At 72.9% G+C, this 20179-nt stretch carries 17 protein-coding genes; 4 read left to right on the top strand and 13 right to left on the bottom strand.

The annotated features are described in order from the left end of the window. Positions 1–121: 121 nt before the first annotated feature. The 3 genes from O0S08_RS28305 to O0S08_RS28295 all read left to right on the top strand — a co-directional run bounded on the left by O0S08_RS28305 (position 122) and on the right by O0S08_RS28295 (position 3502). Positions 122–652, top strand: coding sequence for a 2'-5' RNA ligase family protein (locus tag O0S08_RS28305; protein WP_269032449.1), 531 nt, complete (start codon positions 122–124; stop codon positions 650–652). A 215-nt stretch (positions 653–867) separates the two neighbouring features. Further along, on the top strand, positions 868–2814 hold the full coding sequence (locus O0S08_RS28300; RefSeq protein WP_269032448.1) for a hypothetical protein: 1947 nt from the start codon (positions 868–870) through the stop codon (positions 2812–2814). 433 nt (positions 2815–3247) lie between these two features. Continuing rightward, positions 3248–3502: a hypothetical protein gene (locus tag O0S08_RS28295; protein ID WP_269032447.1), complete on the top strand. Its 255-nt coding sequence runs from the start codon at positions 3248–3250 to the stop codon at positions 3500–3502. A 98-nt stretch (positions 3503–3600) separates the two neighbouring features. Here the strand turns inward: O0S08_RS28295 and O0S08_RS28290 are convergent, their stop codons facing one another. From O0S08_RS28290 to O0S08_RS28275, 4 genes are read right to left on the bottom strand one after another with little or no spacing between them, the layout of a single operon-like run. Then, positions 3601–5175 (bottom strand): hypothetical protein, encoded by a 1575-nt coding sequence (locus O0S08_RS28290; RefSeq protein WP_269032446.1) that lies wholly within the window; start codon positions 5173–5175, stop codon positions 3601–3603. 25 nt (positions 5176–5200) lie between these two features. Then, entirely contained in the window at positions 5201–5908 is a 708-nt protein-coding gene (locus O0S08_RS28285) for a hypothetical protein (RefSeq protein WP_269032445.1), read from the bottom strand. Beyond that, positions 5896–6462 (bottom strand): RNA polymerase sigma factor, encoded by a 567-nt coding sequence (locus tag O0S08_RS28280; RefSeq protein ID WP_269032444.1) that lies wholly within the window; start codon positions 6460–6462, stop codon positions 5896–5898. The genes O0S08_RS28285 and O0S08_RS28280 overlap by 13 nt, the downstream gene beginning before the upstream one ends. 9 nt (positions 6463–6471) lie before the next feature. Further along, complete coding sequence (locus O0S08_RS28275; RefSeq protein WP_269032443.1) at positions 6472–7536, bottom strand: hypothetical protein; 1065 nt, start codon at positions 7534–7536, stop codon at positions 6472–6474. A 293-nt stretch (positions 7537–7829) separates the two neighbouring features. Between O0S08_RS28275 and O0S08_RS28270 the strand changes: the two genes are divergently transcribed. After that, complete coding sequence (locus O0S08_RS28270) at positions 7830–10010, top strand: vWA domain-containing protein (RefSeq protein WP_269032442.1); 2181 nt, start codon at positions 7830–7832, stop codon at positions 10008–10010. Positions 10011–10111: 101 nt separating this feature from the next. Here O0S08_RS28270 and O0S08_RS28265 read toward each other — a convergent pair whose 3' ends face one another. The 9 genes from O0S08_RS28265 to O0S08_RS28225 form a co-directional block, all read right to left on the bottom strand. After that, entirely contained in the window at positions 10112–10873 is a 762-nt protein-coding gene (locus O0S08_RS28265) for a hypothetical protein (protein WP_269032441.1), read from the bottom strand. Positions 10874–10924: 51 nt separating this feature from the next. Continuing rightward, entirely contained in the window at positions 10925–11608 is a 684-nt protein-coding gene (locus tag O0S08_RS28260; protein WP_269032440.1) for a hypothetical protein, read from the bottom strand. Positions 11609–11761: 153 nt separating this feature from the next. Next, a complete protein-coding gene (locus tag O0S08_RS28255) occupies positions 11762–12076 on the bottom strand; it encodes a hypothetical protein (protein WP_269032439.1) in 315 nt (104 codons plus the stop codon). Between the two features lie 158 nt (positions 12077–12234). Continuing rightward, positions 12235–13071, bottom strand: a complete 837-nt coding sequence (locus tag O0S08_RS28250; RefSeq protein WP_269032438.1) for an energy transducer TonB — start codon at positions 13069–13071, stop codon at positions 12235–12237. 733 nt (positions 13072–13804) lie between these two features. Further along, positions 13805–14239, bottom strand: a complete 435-nt coding sequence (locus O0S08_RS28245) for an ExbD/TolR family protein (protein WP_269032437.1) — start codon at positions 14237–14239, stop codon at positions 13805–13807. Further along, entirely contained in the window at positions 14239–14928 is a 690-nt protein-coding gene (locus O0S08_RS28240; protein WP_269032436.1) for a MotA/TolQ/ExbB proton channel family protein, read from the bottom strand. Before O0S08_RS28240 ends, O0S08_RS28245 begins: the two co-directional genes overlap by 1 nt. 4 nt (positions 14929–14932) lie before the next feature. Further along, complete coding sequence (locus O0S08_RS28235; protein WP_269032435.1) at positions 14933–15661, bottom strand: hypothetical protein; 729 nt, start codon at positions 15659–15661, stop codon at positions 14933–14935. A gap of 175 nt (positions 15662–15836) precedes the next feature. Continuing rightward, positions 15837–18458 (bottom strand): TonB-dependent receptor domain-containing protein, encoded by a 2622-nt coding sequence (locus O0S08_RS28230; protein WP_269032434.1) that lies wholly within the window; start codon positions 18456–18458, stop codon positions 15837–15839. Between the two features lie 227 nt (positions 18459–18685). Continuing rightward, the gene (locus tag O0S08_RS28225) at positions 18686–20125 is read right to left on the bottom strand and encodes a hypothetical protein (RefSeq protein WP_269032433.1); all 1440 of its coding nucleotides are present in this window, start codon (positions 20123–20125) and stop codon (positions 18686–18688) included. Between the last annotated feature and the right edge of the window lie 54 nt (positions 20126–20179).

Genomic DNA, 20179 nt, shown 5'->3' with positions numbered 1-20179 from the left:
GTCCACGGCGCGCACCGTGAGGGGCCCTGTCTGCTGAGGTTCCCTGTCCGCGGAAGACCCCACGCGGCGAGGTCGGCCCGTGACGCGCCCGTGAAAGCGTTGTATTACCGATCTTGGAGCGATGAACCTCGTCTCGCCGACGTACATCTGCCTCGACCTGCCCGAGCCGCAGGCGTCGGAAGTGATGGTGCTGCGCCGCCGCTACTGTCAGCGGCTCAAGGACTTCCCGCCCGAGATCACGATCACGGGATCGAGCGGCGTGGGCGCGATGCTGCCGCAGCTGCACTGGGACCGCGTCGAACCCAAGCTCGAGGCCATCGCGCAGGAGTGGGCGCCGATCCGCGCGAGCCTCGGCGGGATGGTCCGCTTCCCGGACACCGACATCTTCTGCCTCAGCATGTCGGACCCGATGCCGTTCATGGCCCTCCACGAGGCGCTCAAACACTCGGGGATCGCGTTCGAGGAGAGCCAGTTCCCGTTCTTCCCCCACTGCACGATCCGCATGGCAGGGCCGCTCACCGACGCGGACATCAGCGCGCTGTTCTCGTTGACCGTGCCCGGCGAGTTCACGATCGCCGAGCTGGTCCTGTATCAGCGGACGCCCGACGATCGCATCGTGCGGGTGTGGTCGCGGCCGCTCGCCGGCTCCTGAGCCGCTGCCGTCCCGAGCGCGCAGGCGCGAGGCCCCGAGAAGGTGGTTGCCGCCCGGGCCGGCGCTCGGGTACTCGGTCGATCGTGCGGAAACCGAGCCTCGCCTCTCTCATCACCGCAGGCCTCGTGGCCTGCCAGGATCCGGCCGCCGGCAGCGCGACGGACGATGCGTCGACGACGAACGCGACTTCCGAGATGTCCCTTACGACAGGTCCGATGGAACCTGTCCCAACGACCTCGTCCTCGGGCAGCTCCGGATCCACGGCCGCGCAGGACGACTGCCCCGAGGGCTGCGCCGCCGACGAGGCGTGCGTCGGTGGGATCTGCGAGGCCGTCGGTCGCGCGGACATCGAGGCCGGCTGCCATCCGCTCGGCGATCCCGCAGGCCGCGGCCAGTGCGTGTACCCGTGGCCGTCGAACTTCTACACGACGCCCGCGCCGGAGAGTCCGACGGGCCTGGCGATCGCGCTGCCCGCGGGGCTGCTGCCGAAGAACACGCAGCAGACCGAATTCCCCGCGGATGAATTCCTCAACGGGCGGCCCGGGTTCACGCCCAACGCGCAGATCCGCTTCGCCTCGCCGGTGCCGATCGACGGGGCCGCGCTGCCGCCGATCGCCGACATCGGACACTCGCTGGCCGACGACGCGCCGATCGTGCTACTCGAGGTCGGCTCGGGGGAACGCTGGCCGTACTTCGCGGAGGTCGATGCGACGGCAGTGGCAGGCGAGCCGCAGACGATCTTCGTGCGGCCGATGCGACAGCCGCGGACAGGCGAACGCTATGTCGTCGCCGTTCGCGGGCTGCGCGATAAAAACGGCGAGGAGATCCCGGCCTCGCCGCTGTTCCGCGCGCTCCGCGACGAGCTCGCGACCGACGTGCCGCAGCTCGAGGCCGAGCGTGAACGCTACGACGAGATCTTCGCGGCGCTGGCCGCCGCAGGGATCGATCGATCGGCGCTGCAGCTGGCGTGGGACTTCACGACGAACACGCAGGAGGAGCTGCAGCGCGACTTCACGGCGATCATGCCGCAGGTCGTGGCGACCGCGGAAGCCGGCGACCTCGGCTACACGATCGAGGAGGTGAGCGAGTTCCCGGGCACGGCGGTGCCGCTGGTGGTGCGCGGGACGTTCACTGTGCCGAGCTGCCTGGAAGGCGACAGCGGGCCGGGCGCTGTGTTCGCCCGCGATCCGGCAGGCCTGCCCGACTGCTCGAACTCCGCGACGGCGAAGTTCTGGATCGCGGTGCCGCAAGCGATCTTCGAGGCGAAAACGCCGGCACCAGTGGCGGTGTACGGCCACGGCCTGCTCGGCTCCGGCTCGGAGGCGGAGTCGGTGGCGAAGAAGAACGGGTCGCTCATCATCGCGGGGACGGACTTCTGGGGGATGTCGGAGGACGACATCGCGGCGGTCATCGGGATGCTCGGCAACAACTTCGTCGGCGGCCGCGCTCTCGGCGAACGACTGGTGCAGTCGACGGTGAACTTCACGACGCTGGCATACCTGGTCCAGGGCGAGCTGGCCGACGATCCTGCGCTGCAAGGGCTGATCGACCCGTCGACGGTCTACTACCTCGGGGGCTCTCAGGGCGGGATCATGGGGGCGACGGTGACTGCGATGGCTCCCAACCTGCACCGCGGGGTGCTGGTGGTCGGAGCGTCGAACTACTCGCTGATGGTGTGGCGCTCGACTGCGTTCGAGCAGGTGAACTCGGTGTGGGCGGCGACCCAGCCGAGCGTGCAAAACCGGGAGTTCCTGTTCGCGCTGTACCAGGCAGTGTTCGACGTGGCCGACCCGGTGACGTACCGCTCGGTGATCGCAGAGGCCGACGACGCGCTGCTGCTCATCGAGTCGATCGGCGACGCGCAGGTGGCCAACGTCGCGTCGGAGGCGATGGCCCGCTCGTACGGGATGTCGATGGCTGCGCCGTCGGTGTACCCGGTGTGGGGGATCGAGGACGCGCCCGCCGGGTTCACGGGGTCGGCGCTGCTGCAGGTCGATACGAAGAAGGGGCCGCTGCCTCCGGTCGAGAACCTGCCGGCCGAGGGGGATAACGGAGCGCACGGGGCCGCAGTCGACGACCCGGCGGTGCAGGCGATCCTCGGGAAGTTCTTGCTCGAGGGGGTGGTCGAGAATACTTGCGACGGGGTCTGCGATCCGGGGTGATGGTCGTGCAGAGAGACACCCCGACGCCGACTCGCTACCGCGGCGAACGGCGTCCCTGTGATGAGGAGTTTGCCATGCGTAGATCCGTTCACCGCCATCGATCGCCGCTCCCGTGGCTCGCGCTGCTGAGCACCCTCGCCTGCGTGACGCGGGCGCCTGGGGACGCCACCGACGGCGGGACCACCACGTCTTCCACCACCACTGCCGGCGCCTCGACCGTCGATCCCTCCGGGGACGCCGCCGATGGCGGGGCTTCTGAGGCCACGACAGCCACTCCGACGACCAGTGACGCCACAGTCGATCCGTCCGGCGCCACCGGGGCGGCGACCACCGGCGCCAGCGTGTGTCTCGTGTCGGTCGGGCCTCACGACGAGCCACCCGAGCCCGATCCCGATGGTTGCTTTGCGCTCATGAGCGAGCCGAGTGCGCCGCCATGGGCGACGCGTGCGTCGGGCTCTTCGGCGTCCCCGCGGAGTGTCTCGGCGAGCAGTGGTGCATGCCGGAGCCGGCCGTCCAGGTGTTCCTCGGCTGCCGGCCGTTCACGATCTGCAAGCCGAACCCGCGGCTCGTCTGCACCGCCTCGGACTCCGGACCTCGCGCCTTCCACACCGTCGGCTGCACGCCGATAGGCTTCGGCCCGTGTGAGCCGCAGCCGTCGTTGCCGGACGGCACGCCGCCCCCGTGCTAACGACCGCGCGGTCGAGGCGAGCGGCATCTTCGGGCGCGCCTGAAGAGATGTGTTCATGAGGGCATGCTCGAAAGAACATGCCCTTGAGAACATGCTCTTCAGGGCATGGCTTGCAGGGTCGGCTGAAGCATGCCGGCGAGGCAGCCGAGGGCGGCGGTGTAGTCGCTGTCGCAGACGGACTCGATGCAGCAGCGCACGGCGCGTTCGTTGAAGGCGGTGTCGGGGTCGTCGGGGAGATCCAGGGACTGGCAGACTTCCTGGATCCGGCCGGGCGGGACGGCCTGGCCGGCCGGGCCGACGCAGCCGGGGCCGATGCCGAACTCGAACTGCTTCTGCGCGGGGGTGTCGGTGTCGCCGGGCAGGATGTCCTCAGGGAGCCAGGGGCGGTAGACGAGGGCGTCGACGCCGCCCGCGACCGGCTCGAACGGGGGAGCCTCGTTGTGGGCGGTGACCCGCGGGACGCCGCCGAGGACGAGCATGACGACGTCTTTGCCGTGGAGCCGGCGGAGGTCGGCGAGCGCCTGGGTGTAGCGCGCGACGGGGTGGAGGACCTGCTTGTCCTCGGACATGCACCACTCGAACACGCCGTCGTTGTCGTCGTCGGCGCAGGTCATGCCGGCGTTCCAGCACACCGCGCTGGTCGGCTCGCTCTTGTCGCCGCTGTCGGGATCGCGCGGCCAGTACTTGCTGAACTCGGGGTCGTCCGCGAGCTTGGGATCGAAGTAGGCGAAGTTGAGGGTGGAGCAGTCGGTCTCGTCGGTGACGAGGACGACCGCCAGCGGGGCGCCGGGGCGCAGGAACGGCCGCTCGCCGCCGTTCCACCGCGCCTCGAGGTCGAGCGCGCGCAGCATGGCCTCGAGCGGCGACTCCATGCCGCACCCATCGATGCCCTGCGGGCCGATGCAGGCGAGGGCGTCGGCCGCGGGATCACCCATGCCGTCGGGATCGATGACGTTGTGCGTGGTGGGGTTGAAGTGGATGAACGGATCGGTGGGGACCGACGGCGCGGCCTCCGAGCAGCGCGAGGTGCAGATCTCGGACATCACCGGCGGATCGGCGCCGAGGCCGGTAAACCGCGCCAGACGGTCGGTGCACGGGGTCTCGATCGGCTCGCCGTCGGCGGCGTCGTAGTCGGGCTTCTCGAACGGGGTGCACAGCGGGTGCGGCACGTCGGTGGTCGTGACCATGATGTGCACGTCGGCGCCGACGAGCTGGCCGTTGGCGTCGCTGAGGCCGCGCAGCAGCTTGACGAAGGCCGGGAAGCTGTCGGCGAGCTGGCTCTGCTCCTCGCCCATGGTGCCCGAGTTGTCGATGACGAACAGGACGTCGAGCTGATCGCAGGCGCCGCCGTCGATGCAGCCGGACTCCGGCGGCGGGTCGTCGCCGGTGGTGGCGGGCTCGCCCGTGGTCTCGTCGATCGGGTCGCCGGTGGTGACGGGGTCGAAGGTGGTGGTCGGCGTCGGTTCGAAGGTGGTGCCGTCGACGTGCTGCGAGGTGACGACGAGGGTGTCGCCCTCGCCTGGACCCGCGGTGTCGCTGTCGCTCGGGAACTCGCCCAGCGGGCTGGGCTCGAGGACGCAGCCGAGATGTACGAAAGGACAGGTGAGAACCACGGCGAGGCAGACCCTCGCCGCGGAGGCGATGGTGCTGCGGTGCAGTCGTGAAGTGGGCACGGGTCGTCTCACCCGCCGCGGGGGGTCAGGGCTGCGCGGCCGATCCAGTACAAAGGGTGGCCGCCCGGTCGACCAGAGGCGAGCCCGGGAATCGTCGCGGGTAGCTGGCCGCCAGCTCACGCGCGACGTCGCGCTGCCCGAGGGCGCAGCGCGCTTCGATCTCCAGGAGGCCGCGCTCGGCGGCCAGGATGCCGCTGGGGAAGCGCCGCGCGTGCTCTTCGATCAGCTGCAGCCGCTCATCGGGCGCGCCCAGCTTGGCCCGCCGCAGCAGGTCGACCTCGGCGGCGACGGTGTCCTCACGTGCAGGGCGGCGACCCTTGGAGCTGTCCGAAGAGGCAGGTTTGTCGGCGACCGGGACGTCGTCGGCGACGACCTCGGGCGCGGTCTCGGGTGCAGGGGCCGGACCGGGGCGATGGACGGATTCGGCGGTGTGCGAGGCGTCGTCGCCCTGGACCTGGTAAGGGGCGGCGACGTGGTCCTGCGGCGCCTCTCCGCCGCGCGTGACGGCCCAGGTCAAGGCCAAGAGGACGCCGGCGGCCAGAGCGAAGCCGGCGAACACGCGCGGGGCGAGGCGCGAGCGTTGCGGGGCCTCGTCGTCGAGGTCGTCGCTGCCGCCCTCGTCGAGGCGTTGCTCGAGCGCCGAGAGCACTCGGTCGGCGATCGCGCGGTCGGGCGACTCGGTGCTGCGGAATGCGGCCAGGCGCGCCCGCGCCTCCGAACTCAGCGGTTCCATGCTGCTTGCCTCCCATCCGCTCGTTCGGTCTCGGCGATGGCGCGCTCGAACTCGGCCCGAGCGGCCCGCAGACGCGAATAAACGGTGTTCAATTTGACGTCGAGGGCCTGGGAGATCTCCGGCGCCGTGAAGCCCTCGAGGTCGGCGAGGATGAAGACCATGCGCTTGTCCTGGTCGAGGGTGTCGAGGAAGCGCTGCACGAAGTCGGCGGCCTCGGCGCGCTCGGCGACGCGCTCTCGCGGTTGATGGGTGTGGACGACTGCGAACGCCTGGATCCGGCGCTCATGGCGCCGCAGGCCGCGGCGGAAATCGCTGGCGACCCGCCGCGCGGTGCCGAACAGCCAGCTCCGCAGGGAGATCTGCGGATCTAGGCCCGGGAGGCGGCGGTGGAGCACGAGGAACACGTCCTGGGCGGCGTCCTCGAGCTGGTCATAAGGGACCCCGAGGCGGCGAAGGATCCGCCAGACGAGGTCGAAGTAAGCGTAGTACACGGTGACGAACCCGCGCTGCGCGTGCTCCTCGGGGCCGGGTGTGGATGGCTGAACCTTCAGCACGGCAGTCACTTATTTCTTTGGCCGGGCCGGCTTGGATCCGTCTCGTCGCGCGCCGGGACCGAGACGAATCTCGAGGCCGCCCGCGAAGCGAACGCCGACCGGCTGGGTGATGAACACGAGCTCGTCGCTGACGGTGAAGGGGGCGCGCAGCGGGGTGACCAGGAAGTCCGTGCGGACTCCGAGGCCGACACGCGGGTGCGGCGACCACACGAGGCCGAGGCCGAGCGAGGCGGCGAACCAGGGCGGGCGGGCTCGCCTCGGATCGACGGTGATGCCCGCGCCCTCGGCGAGTAACTGACCCGCCTCGAGGCCGAGGCACACCGGGATCTCGAGGACGCCGCGGATGAACCGACCGCAACCGCGGACCCCGAGCGCCCAGCGGGCGACCGTGCCGACCCGGGCGTCCTCGGCCCCGAAGGTCAGGGGGCGCGGCGGCATGTAATGGCCGACGGCTTCCATCCGGAGGCGACGCCAGAGGATGCCGAGCGCCCCGCCGACGTCGCCGGCGATCGTGGGCGTGGCACCGGCGTCGATCGCCCCGTCGACGCGGACGAGCACGCTGAGGTCGCGTGAGCGCGGGGGCAGGGGGGGGCGCGTGGGCGTGGGCTCGGGCGTGGGCGGAGGCGGGGGATCGGCGGCGGGCTTGGGCTCGGGGCCGACGGGGGCAGGCTCGACGATCTCGGGCGGCGGCGGGACCGGGGGCGCAGGCTCGGGCTCGGGCTCGGGCGTCGGCTCGGGGGGCGGAGGCGCGAGCTGGTTGGCGAACTCGAGCGGGTCGATGGCGATGGCGATGATCAGGGCGGCGGCGCCGTCGAGCGACTCGCAGGCGTCGGCGCGCTCGACCCGGCGCTGGGTGAGGCGGCGGGTGTGGATGTCGAGCCGCAGCTCGTAGCGCCCGGCGACCCGGCGGACGACGCCGCGCACGCGCACGCCCTCGAGGTCCGGCGGACGCGTGAGCGCGGCCAGGGCGTCGAGGACGTCGTCGCGGGTCGGACAGCCCTCGGGGGCGCGCCACTCGATCGCGGGCGGTCCGGCCAGCGACAGGAGGAGCAGCGCGGAGGTCGACCCGAGCATGAGCGCAGCAGCCTCGGATGGTACGCACGAGCCCGGCCGGGACGCCAGGGGGCTGCGGCGGGCGACGGTGAGTTTGTCGGGCGTTCCGCGCCGGCGAGACGAGCTGTCTTTTGGGACATGTGATTGTCGGCCTCGACGGAGCAGCGCGCGAGCTCGGGCGGATCCGCCCCGGCCGAGGCCCGCAGGGGCGCGCTCGCGGGGTGTCAGCGCGGGCGGGGCGGCGGCGTTGTGGGGCTGCACGCCGGGGCACGAGGCTGTCAAGCTGGCCCGTGCCCCGGCCCAAGGAGACGCGCATGAACCCGTGGATGAAGTGGATCCTCCTGGCGACCCCGCTCGCGCTGACGCAGTGCCGCTCGAGCTCGGTCACCCCCATCGGCACCGTGACCCCGGGCGGCAACGACAACGTGATGCTGGCGCACGGGCAAGGGGACGTGGCCTACGAGGCGCCGCCGCACACGTTCTCGCCGCGTCCGCACCCGCCGCGCAGCCGCGGTGACGCGCCGCCGCCGAACCTGGCGGCGCTGCCGAAGATGGTGTCGCGGATCGACCAGTGCTACGGGGCGAGCGGCGGGGCGGTGGCGACCGGTGGGTCGCTCGCCAAGCCGACCAAGAAGCCGGCGCCGCCGAAGTACAAGCAGGTGACCTACAGCGGGGGCGGCTCGGCCAAGCCGTCGCCTCCGCCCGCGCCGTCGCCGATCCAGACCACCCCGACGGCCGGGACGCTCGGCAAGGGCGGCGGAGGGTCGTTCGGTCGCGGCAACAGCGGGTTCGATGCCGGCGGTGCGGCCCCGCAGGGCTCGCCGCCGCCGCCGCCGGTGACGACGTCGAAGTCGGCGAACGCCCAGGCCGGGGACGGCGAGGCCGCGGCGGGGCCCCGGACGCCGCCGGCCGAGCGCAAGGCCGAGAAGCAGAAGAAGGACAGCGGCCGCGCGCGTGACAAGGCGGCCGAGCAGGCCCCGGCCGCGAGCGCGCCGGCGATGGAGGAGGCCGAGGTGGCCCGCGGCGACGCGGCGGACGAGAGCGTTGCGTACGAGCCGGTCCAGCAGGTCGACGACGTCGAGCAGTACAGCGACTGGGGGCAGGCGACGTACCTGTCGAACGACGACACGATGAGCCTGTCGTCGGCGCAGCGGGTGATCTTCGCCATCGACAAGTTCCTGCCGGTGCCGCTCGAGCACATCCGGCCGCACGAGCTGCTCAATTACTTCTCGTTCGAGACGGCCGAGGTGGCGCCGACCGACGACTTCTCGGTGCTGCCCGAGATCGCCAAGGATCCAAAGCAGGACGGCATCTACAACCTGGCGCTGGCGATCCGCGGGCGCCCGGTCGACAAGCAGGCGCGGCGCAACGGCAACCTGACGTTCGTGGTCGACCGCTCGGGCTCGATGAGCGACGAGGGCCGCATGGACTACCTCAAGCGCGGCATGCGGAAGATGATCGGCGAGCTCAAGACCGGCGACCTCGTCAACGTGGTGCTGTTCGACCACGAGGTGTGCGTGCCGGTCGAAAACTACGTGGTCGGGCGCGACAAGCCGGAGGCGCTCGAGCGGGCGATCGACAAGATGATGCCGCGCGGGTCGACCGACGTGCACGCGGGGCTGACCCGCGGCTACGAGCTGGCCGACCGCGGCTACCAGCCGACCTACAACAACCGCGTGGTGCTGGTCACCGACGCGCTCGCCAACACCGGCAACACCGACCCGCGGACCATGGCGATGGTCGCCAAGTACTACGACGAGCGGAAGATCCGCCTGTCGGGCGTCGGCGTCGGCACCGAGTTCAACGACGCCCTGCTCGACAAGCTGACCGAGCGCGGCAAGGGGGCCTACGTGTTCCTCGGCTCCGAGGCCGAGGTCGACGCGGTGTTCGGGCCGCGCTTCATCTCGCTGCTCGAGACCACGGCGATGGACGTCCACTTCCAGCTGCACCTGCCGCCGTCGCTGCGCATGAACGTGTTCTACGGCGAGGAGAGCTCGGCGGTGAAGGAGGACGTGCAGGCGATCCACTACTTCGCCAACACCTCGCAGCTGTTCCTGTCCGATCTCATGGCCCGCGGCAAGAAGCTGCGGCCGCAGGACCAGATCATGCTGACGATCGAGTACGAGGACCCGGAGTCGGGGCAGAAGATGGTCGAGGAGCGGGCGTTCTCGCTGGCGGAGATCGAGCGCGAGGCCTACAACATCCGCAAGGGTCGGCTGCTGATCGCGTGGGCCGACCGGCTGGCGCTGATGGCCTCGCGGCCGCAGCCGATCGGCACCGCGCCGGTCGCGGGGGCGTGGATCGACGCCGACGGCTGGCAGCAGTGCGAGCAGGGCAAGGCCGACCTGCGCGACATGGCCCAGGGGATGAACGACCCCGAGGTCACCCGCGTGGTGTCGCTGTGGGACAAGTTCTGCTCGCGCTACGAGCGGCCGCGCAACCCCGTGCGCCGCACCCCGGCGTCCGGGCCCGACGCCTGGCCGTCGGCGCGCTGAGGGCCGCTGCTCCGGCGGCATGACTCGAAGGGCATGTCCGTCCGGACATGCCCTTTGCTATCTGCCCGCTCGGGCATGTCCCCGAAGACCTGGCCCTCGGGTCACATGCAGGGCGGCGAGGCCTCGATCGTGTGGCCGCAGTGGACCTGGGCCTCGGCCGGGCCGGTGGCGGCGATGGTCAGGTGATAGAGGCGGCAGGCGAGCGTGTTGCCGGCGGCGTCCTCGGCGTTGTACGGCTCGGTGTCCATGAAGTTGGCGCAGGTGGCCATGCAGTCGCCAGGGCTCGGGTGCTCGGTCGGGCAGATCGAGGTGGCGATGGCGCAGAAGCCCTCGCAGTTCTGACCGCACGCGCCGGCGCCGCTCGGGCCGGCGTGGACGCAGTGGACGCCCGGATCGATCGAGGCCATGCCGGCGTGATAGGCCCGGCAGGCCAGCGAGTTGCCCGAGGTCTCGCCCGGCGAGCCGGGCGGCAGGCCGCCGCAGGCGCCGAGGCAGCTCTCGTTGCTCGGGTACTGGGCGTTCGTGCCGGTGCAGCTGGCCATCATCGCCGCGCAGTACATCTGGCAGCCGGCGTCCGTGTCGCCGCCGGTGGAGGTGCTGACGGTGGTCGGGTCGGTGGTGCTCGTCACCGGGTCGACGCCGCCGGTCGAGGTCGAGGAGGTCGGCTCGTCGGTGGTCCAGCCGGTGGTGGTGGTGGTGGTGGTCGTCGTCGCTGTCGTCGTGACGTCGCCGCTGACCTGGGTCGCGGAGGTGGTCATGACGGTGTCGGCCGCGGTCGAGCCGGTGTCGCCGCCGCGAGAGTCGTCGAAGCAGGCGGCGAACAGGAGGGTGCCGAGGAGGGGGACGAGGGCGCGAGAGATCATGCGTGGGCCTTGCGTGGCGGGGTGAACCGACATGGTGGAAGGGACATGTCCTTACATACAGGGCGGGGAGGCCTGGACCGTGTGCGGGCAGTGGACGGCGGCGTCGTCGTCGCTGCCGGCGGCGACTGTGAGGTGGTAGAGGCGGCAGGCGAGGGTGTCGCCGGCGACGTCGCCGATGTCGAACTTCTCGTCGTCGACGAAGCCCATGCAGGCGCCGAGGCAGGCGTCGACGCTCGGGTGCTCGGTGGGACAGACGGACACGGCGATGGCGCAGAAGCCCTCGCAATTGTCGCCGCACGCGCCGCCGCCGCCCGGGCCGGCGTGGACGCAGTGGGTCGGCGCGTCCATGGCCGCGGCGTCGATGTGGTAGCGGCGGCAGGCGTAGCTGTTGCCCGAGACGTCGCCGCGGGCGCCGGCGGGGAAGCTGGTGCAGGCGCGCACGCAGCTGTCGGCGCTCGGGTACTGGGCCTCGGGGCCTGTACAACGGGCCATGATGTCGGCGCAGTAGTCGGCGCACAGCGCCTCGTCGACGCCGGTGGTCGAGGTCGTGGTCGAGGCGTCGCCGGTCGAGGTGCCGGTGGTGGGCTCGGCGGTGGTGGGCTCGCCGGGGGTCGCAGACGTCGTGCCTGCTTCGGTGGTCGTCGTGCTGCCGGTCGCGGTGCTTTCGTCACCCGGCTCGGTCCCGCAGGCGGCGAGCGTGAGCGCGGCGACGAGCGCGGTTCCGAGCTTCCCCATGGCGATCCGAGTCTGCTGCCCGCAGGATCGGCTTGTCAACCGAGGGGCGTGGGGCCGGGGGGCCGCAGAGGTGTTCGCAGGGACCTGTCTGCAAGGACAGGCGAACTTCGCGGGGCGGACGAGCGCGGCGAGGCGGTCCCGCGCGAGCGCGCGTCAGCGCAGGCAGACGTGGCTGATCTCCTCGGCCGAGGCGGCGCGCGCGATGCACTCGCGCGCGCCCGGCGGGAGCGAGAGGCCCTCGCAGCGCTGCAGCTCGGGGGCGAATCGGCGCGCGAACTCCTGCTGCTTGCGCCGCGTCAGCTCGGGGTCGCGGTAGCCCTGCTCGGCGAGCTCGAGGGCGACGATCCGGTCGAGGATGACCGCGCAGTCGTCGGCGCCGGCCCGCTCCGAACGACAGGTGAGCAGCAGCAGCGCCAGACCCAGCGGGGCGAGGCGCGGCTTCGGCGGTGGCTGCTGCGGGGCGAGCATGGGCGAGGGTCAGGCGCGAGGGCGACCCGCCGTGGACGGCATGGATGTCTTTGGGGACATGTCGCTGGCGGGATGGGTCGTAAGGGAGAGCGGTCGGGATCGGCGGAGTTTCAGAGTGTCCTTTCGGACATGTTCTGAAGGCAAGCCGTGGAGAGAGCTCAGGGGTTGCGCGTGAAGTGGACGCGGATGGCGGGCGAGCGGGCGCGGACTGGGCGGCCGTCGCGGTCCAGGGCGGGGGTGAAGCGGGTCCGGCGGGCGCAGGCGAGGGCGGCGGCGCCGAAGCCGTCGCCCGGGTCGGCGACGAGCTCGGACGACTCGACGACGCCGCGGGCGTCGACGAGGACGCGGATGACTGCGATCTGCTCGTCGAGCGCGAGGCCCTCGGCCTCGGCCGGCCACGGGCAGTTCCATTCCTCGCTGGCGAGGGCGACCGGGCGCGAGCGATCGTCGGCGGGCGGAGGCGGAGCAGGCGGGCTCGTCGGGGCCGGGGCCGGGGGCGAGGCCGGCTGGGAGCTGGCGTTCGGGACAGGTTTGGTGCCGGTGCCGGTCGAGCTGGTGGCGCCGCCGACGTAGGCGCTGGCGCTGCCGACGACGACGACGTCGCCGGTGAGGTCGAGGGCTCCGGGGGGCGCGGCGACGACTCGACCCGCGCGCGCGGGCGTCGGTCGGGCCGGTCGCGCGGGGGCGGGCGGGGCGGTGGCGACGGCGGGCGCAGGCTCGCTGGCGGCCTGCGGGGGCTCGGGCGGGGGCGGCTCTTCGGGCGGGGGCGGGGGCGGCTCGGTGCGCTCGACGTCGGCCAGCTGCAGGCGGGTCAGCTCGTCGTGCACGCGCGCGGCCATGGTGGCGCTCCAGGTCTCGAGCGTCGGCTGGGCCCGCAAGATCAGGACCGCGACGCCGAGGTGCAGGAGGACTGCGACGATGATCGCGTGGTGCCGCCGCGAGGCCGGCGGCGCGGCGGCGGCGAACACCTGTGCGGCGATGCCCGGACGGGTCACGCGCGGACCTCCGTGGGCGAGGCTGGCCCGAGGGACAGGTGACGGGGGAGCGTCTCGGCGAACGGCTGGATTGACAGGTGACGGGAGGGCGCGTTTATGGCTGTCCTGAGGGACATGTGGCGCGCGAGGGCGAGGGAAAATGAGGCGAGGGGCCGGCGGTGCGGGGGCGGGTTGACGGCTGGCCCGAGGGGCAGGTGACGCGCGAGGGCGCGGGAAAATGAGCCGAGGGGCAGGCGGTGCGGGGGCGGGTTGACGGCTGGCCCGAGGGACATGTGACGCGCGAGGGCGCGGGAAAATGGGCCGAGGCGATGCGCGGGTGGGTTGACGGCTGGCCCGAGGGACAGGTGGCGCGCGAGGGCGCGGGAAAATGGGCCGAGGCGATGCGCGGGCGGGTTGACGGCTAGCCCGAGGGACAGGTGGCGCGCGAGGGCGAGGGAAAATGAGCCGAGGGGCAGGCGATGCGCGGGCGGGTTTACGGCTGTCCCGAGGGACAGGTGGCGCGCGAGGGCGCGGGAAGATGAGGCGAGGGGCCGGCGGTGCGCGGGGGCGAGAGAAGATGAGGCGAGGGGCCGGCGGTGCGCGGGGGCGAGAGAAGATGAGGCGAGGGACCGGCGATGCGCGGAGGCGTGGGAAGGTGACCCGAGGGACAGGTGAGTTGCGGGCGCGGCCGGCCCGAGGGACAGGTGGCGCGCGGGCCTCGGGGGCGCGTGGCGTGTCGAGGCGGGCGGGCAGGTCACGGCGCGGCCTCCTGGGGGCCCGGCGCAGGGGACAGGGTGGCGAAGGCGACGCGGTAGACGCCGCCGCGCTGGAGGGCGTCGATGGTGGCGATCACGCGGCGATGGGGGACCTCGCCGTCGGCGTGGATGACCGCGCGGACCTGGGGGCTGCGGGCGCGCACGGCGGTGGCGCGGGCGACCAGTTCGTCTTCGCCGGCGATCGGCTCGCCGTCGACGAGGGTGGCGCCGCGCTCGGGGACGATGACCGAGAGCACGACCTGGACCTCGCCGGCGGTGCTGGCCTCCGGCAGGTCCATCTCGACCGCGGGGGTGACGATGATCTTGGCGGTGACGATGAAGATGATGAGCAGCACCAGGACGACGTCGACCATCGGCGTGACGTTGATGCCGACGATGAGGCCGTTCTGATCGCTGGAGCTGTGGCCGGCCATCAGCGCGCCTCCGGCTGGTCTTCGGGACCTGTCGTATCGGCCATGTAGGCGAGGACGAGGTTGGTCAGGGCCTCGCTGCCCTGGCACAGGGAGGTGATCCGGCGCTGGAAGGCGTTGTAGGCGGCGACGGCGGGGAGGGCCACCAGGAGGCCGACGGCGGTGGCGACCAGGGCCTCGGCGATGCTCGACATGACCGCGTTGGAGGCGACCTGGGAGGCGGCGCCGGTGCCTCCGCCGTGGCCGGGCGCGGCGTGGCCGAGCTCCTCGAAGGCGGCGATGACGCCGATGACCGTGCCGAGCAGGCCGACGAACGGGGCGTTGTTGCCGAGGGTGCCGAGGAAGATAAGGCCGCGCTCGAGCTGGCCGCGCTCGAGCGCGAGGGCGCTCTGCATCGCGTACTCGGCGGCCTTGGGGCCGCGGTCGGCGAGGCGCAGGCCGGCGGCGGCGATCGCCGCGGCGACGCTGCGGGAGGCGGCGAGCAGGCGCAGGGCGCCGTCGCGGTCGCCGGTGTGCAGGAGGGCGCCGACGCGGCCGGCGAGCAGGCGCAGGTCGCCGCCGCGGGCGCGCAGGACCAGCCAGCGCTCGACGGTGAGGGCGACGCTGACGAGCGAGAGCAGGCCGAGCAGCCACAGCACCCAGCCGGCGCCGGCGCGGAGGAAGAGCTGCTGGAGGGCGTCGATCGGGGTCATGGGATCATTGCTCGGCGGTCCAGGCGAACCGCGGGGGGACTGCGATCATGGCGAAGCGGACGGCGGCGAGGGCGTCGGCGGCCGGGGAGGCCGGATCGGCGGCGGCGAGGGCGGTGAGGTCGTGCGGGCCGGGGCCGAGCGCGGCGAGGGCGTCGAAGTCGACGCCGGCCCACCAGGCGGCGCCGTCGACCGTGACGTCGAGCGCGCCGCCCTCGTCGAGCGAGAACGGGCCGATCCGCAGGCCCTCGAGGGTGCGGCTGCCGCGGAGCACGGGGGCGACGTCGAGGTCGGCGGTGAACTCGAAGGACATGTCCGAAGAGACAGCCATGCCGGCGAACCGGGCCGCGCGGCCGCCGGGCGCGCCGTCCTGGGCCTTCGGCTTGGCCTGCGTCTTGAGCCAGGTCACGCCGTAGTCGAGCATGGCCGAGCGGACCTGGCCGGGCAGGACGTCGAGCTCGCCGAGCGGCTGCGGCTCGGGGTCGGTGAGGTCGACGGTCGCGACGGCGGCGTACTCGGCGGCCGCGGTGGCGCACAGCTCGGAGGAGGCCGCCGCGGTGGCGCACAGGTAGAGCGGGCCGAGGCCGACCTCGGCGCGCGCGAGGCTCACGGTCCAGGCGCCCGCGGTCAGCTCCGAGGCGGCCCCCCGCGCCCGCAGCGGGGCCTGGAAGGCCGGCTCGCCGGTGGCGCCGCAGGCGGCGCAGAGCAGCAGGAGGATGGCTGGTCGGAGGGACATGGGTGAAGGGACCGGTGCGAAGGGACAGGTATGAGGGACAGGCGGCGGGGGCGGTGATGGGCGTGGCGGGTATGGCGTGGGGAGGAGAGTTCGAGCGGCGGAACAGTCGGCGAGTGCGACGGGCGCGGTCGAGAGCGGTGGATGTCCGAAGGGACAGGTGTGAAGGGACAGGCGGCTAGAAGTGGAGGGTGAGGGTGCCCATGACGCTGAGCGGGGGGCCGGCGGCGAAGTGGCGCGCGGGCAGGAGGGAGGGGACGGGGCGGGTGCCCCAGTCGGAGACGAAGTTGTACTCGGTGGCGGCCCAGCGGCGCGCGAGCAGGTTGAAGGCCTCGACGCCGACCTCGACGACCGACCAGCGCACCGCGGCGCTGGCGTCGAGGAGGTGGACCGGGTCGGCGAACTGTCCGTAGGGCAATGGCCGCGGAGACAGGTACGAGTAGCCGAGGCCGACGCGCAGGCCGAGCGGGCGGCCCTTGAGCTCGACGAGGTCCTTGTCGAGGCCGACGTCGGCGCGCACGACCACCGGCGGGACGTAGGGCAGCAGCTGGCCGGGGACGTACGGCGGGGACGGGTTCTCGGCGGTCGCGGGCGGCGGGGCGCGCAGGACGGCGTGGACGTAGGTGACGCTGCCGGAGGTGACCAGCCACGGCAGCGGGCGGGCGACGAGCTGGACGGCGGCGCCGGCCCGGCGGGTCGGGCCGACCTTCTCGAGCCGGCCCTCCTCGGGGTCGAAGGCGAGGTCCTGCGAGAGGAAGGTGGCGAAGCCGGCGGCGCTGAGCTGCAGGCGGCCGCCGAGGGGGCTCATGCGCACGCCGCCCTCGGTGCTGTGGACCTTGGCGAACGGGGCCCGCTCGCCCTCGTCGAGCTGGCGCGCCTGCGGCGAGCGGTAGCCCTGGCCGTAGGCGGCGAACAGGCTGACCCAGGGGACAGGCGCGACCTCGAGGCTGACGCGCGGCCCGGCGGCCACGCCGGTGGCGGTGCGGCGGTGGCCGACGAGGTGGCTCTCGATCTGGTAGGGGGCGATGAAGTTGCCGAGGCGGTCGTCGATGTCGTAGTGGAGGACGTCGGCCCGACCGCCGCCGCGAAGGCGGACGCGCTTGCCGAGGCGGAGGTCGAGGTCGCCGTAGAGGCCGACGTCGCTGGCGAGGACGGTGGCGTCGACGCGCCGGTCCCAGGTCTCGTTCTGCGGGGCCTGCAGCAGGTTCTGCGCCTGCTGGATGTTGTGGATCCGGGCGGAGGCGCCGACCTCGAGGGCGGCGTTGAACCACGCGGCGGGTCGCCAGCCGGCTGTCCGATGGGACAGGCGCATGCCGCCGCCGAAGTCGCGGTTCTGCTGCTCGATGAGGTCGCCGCGGCCGACCCACTCGGGCATGACGACGCCGCGCTGGGTGTAGCCGGTGAAGTTCTCGCGGCTGTGGAAGTCGACCAGGGCGGTCCACACGGCCATGCGCGTGACGGCCCCGCGCTCGCCGCGACGCTCGAGCTCGAGAGAGAGGTGGCCGCGCGCGGCCGAGGCCGACTGGCTGTTGGCCGAGGGGTCGCCGTAGCTGTCGTAGAAGCCGACGACGCTGGCGGCGACGTCGTCGCGGCGCAGGACGCCGGCGAGCCCGGCCCGGGCGGCGTAGGCGGCGACGTGGATCTTGCCGCGCCAGCCGCCCGCGGCCGAGAAGGCGAACTGCCCCATGGCCATGCCCGAGAGGCCGCCGCGGTTCATGCCGAAGCCGCGGGTGCGGCGGACGGCGGCGGCGGCGAAGGTCTCGTCCTCCTGGCCCTTGGGCGCCCACAGGACGAGCTGGCGGAAGGTGGCGAACGAGCCGCCGGTGCTGCGCAGCTGGATGCCGCGGCGCGGGACGGCGAGGTCGAAGTCGATGCTGCCGGCGACCGCGAAGTCGCCCTGCCGCGGGTCGTAGACGCCCTCGGTGACGCGGATCGATCGCACCGTCTCGGGGACGATCCAGTTGAGGTCGGCGTAGCCCTGGCCGTGCAGGTGCGAGACCTGGTTGAGCGGCAGGGCGCCGGCGGTGATCTCGATGTCCTGGCCGTGCGCGGCGTTGAAGCCGCGCAGGGTGATCTCGTGAGCGACGGCCTCGCCCTCGGCCCGCGCGACGTAGACGCCGGGGGCGCTGCTCAGCATGTCGGCGGCGCTCTGCCGCGGCGGGGCGGCCAGGACGTCGCGCTCGACCACGAAGTCGCTGGCGGCCCGCGGCGGCGGCCGGCGGCTGCGCGCGGCGACGTCGAGCACCGGCTCGGGCTGGCTGGCCGAAGGGGCAGGTGGCGCGCCGGGCGGCTGGCTGGTCGAAGGGGCCGGTTGGCTGGTCGAAGGGACCGGTTGGCTGGTCGAAGGGGCAGGTTGTTCCGGGCTGGTCGAAGGGGCAGGCTCGCTGGCCGCAGGACCGGGTTGCTCGGGGCTGGCCGAAGGGGCAGGTCCGCCGGCCGCGGGGGCCTCGGCCGGCTGGGCCGGCGGGGCGAAGCTGAAGGGCACGCGGATCTTGACGGCCACTGCCTCGGCGCCGCGGCGGGCCGGCTCGAACCGCCACTGCCGGACGGCGGCCACGGCGGCGTCGTCGAAGGCCGCGCCGCCGCTCTTCAGCACCTCGACCGCGCCGACCCGCCCGTCGACCTCGACGGTGACCGCGAGCTCGACGGCGACGGTCTCGCTGCGCGCCTCGGCGAGCGGATAGACGGCGTCGACCTGGGTCCGGGGGCTCGGCGGGACGACCGCGGGCGCGGCCCGGCCCGGCGAGGCCCACAGGCACGCCGCGAGGCAGGTGCAGAGCGTGGCGCGAGCGCGTGGCACCGGGATCGAACGACTAAAAGATCCCGGCCGAGGCCGTCAAGCGAGCGGACCGCTCTCGCACTCGAGTCGCTGTTGTCAGCCGACTGCAATTGCAATGCGAGTGCATGTGCGCCTGGTGCGCGAATGACCTCCGGGCGGCAATAGACGGCGCGCGCGGGCGCGATGGCGCGGTCGACCGCGAGCCGGGGCGCCGGCGACGGTCGGCCGGTCGGAGTTAGGTCACGGGCTCAACCCGGGGGACGGTCGCCGCCGGCGACGTCGGGCGCGCCGTCCATCATCGGTCGCGGATCGCCGTCGACGTCGGTCCCCGGGTCGCCCTGCTTCCAGCGGGCCTTGCCGGCCAGGAGGCCGCCGTCGCCGAGCACGTGCAGGTCGCCGCCGCCCCAGCCCTGGAACAGCGGCGCGACCTGCTGCGGCTGGATGACCGCGACGTTGGTGTCGACGTTCTCGAGCGTCGAGTCGCTGACGACGGAGTCGGTGAGCTGGAGCGAGCTGGAGGCGCAGCTGAAGGTGCCGCCGAGGCCGTGGCTGAGCAGGGCCGAGTTGCGGGCGCTGAGCATGGCGGTGCCGTCGACGCAGGCGAACAGGCCGGCGGCGTGCTGGGTGGCGTCGCCGAGGGTGGTGTAGAGCAGGTGCGCGCCGCTGGTGACGCCGACCTCGAGCGCGGCGCCCATGTTGTAGTGGGCGACGAGGGTGTTCTCCAGCTGCAGCGTGCTGCCCTGGTCGATGGCGATGGCGTGGACGTTGAGCGCGAGCTCGCTGCGGCGGACCATGGCGACGCACTCGGAGGTCGAGATGGCGCGGCCGACGTAGCTCTCGATCCGGACGTCGTCGAGCCACAGCTGGGCGGCGGACTTGCAGCGGATCGCGGCCTCGCCCGTCCCGCCCTCGATGCGGATGTCCGCGACGTAGAGCTCGCTGTCGATGGCGTCGGCCTGCATCTCGTCGCCGAGGCGGACGGCCGGTTCGCCGCTGACCTCGAAGACGGTGAGCTCGCTGCCGAGGACGGCGACCTTGCGCCCGCCCTCGACGAGCCTGACGCCGCTCATGTAGGTCCCGGGGCCGAGGTGGACGACGAGGTGGCTGGCGTCGATGTACTGGGTCATCGCCTGGCCGATCGAGCAGCACGGCTGGTCGGCGGTGCAGGGCTGATCGCCGCAGGTGAGGCCGGGGTCGACGTGGGCGTGGCTGGTGGCGACGACCGGGAAGCAGACCCCGTCGTCGAGCTCGCAGGCGGTCTTCGGGCACTCGGAGTGCTCGCGACAGTCGCGGCAGACGTGGGCGATCGGGTCGCACACGCGGCCGTTGCAGGTGGTGCTGTCGATGCACTCGACGCACGCGCCGTCGAGGCACTGCTGGCCGGCCGCGCACTCGGTCGCGCTGTCGCAGGGGCACACGTCGGCGTCGCAGGGCTCGCCGGTGGTGCCGGTGCCGCTCGAGGTGTCGCCGGTGGCCGCGGTGGTGGTGACCGGCTCGCCGGAGGTCGGCGCGCCGCTGCTGAGGGTGTCGCCCTCGCCGCTGGCCGTGGACCCGGGGCCGCCGGGGCCGTCGCTCGTGGCCGGGCCGCCGGTGGCGGTGGTGCCGGTGGTCGGGTCGCTGCCCGACGGGTTGAAGCAGGCGGCCGCGAGGAGGAGGGTTGACGCGAGGGACAGGGGGGGTGTCTTCACGGTCATGCTCCTTGAGACATGGTCATGGGGTCATGGTCGTTGGGACATGGATCA

It is taken from the genome of Nannocystis punicea, from assembly GCF_026965555.1.
Taxonomy (GTDB): Bacteria; Myxococcota_A; Polyangia; order Nannocystales; family Nannocystaceae; genus Nannocystis; species Nannocystis punicea.
Note: the sequence above shows the minus strand (reverse complement) of the source record. Positions and strands in the feature narration are given on the sequence as shown.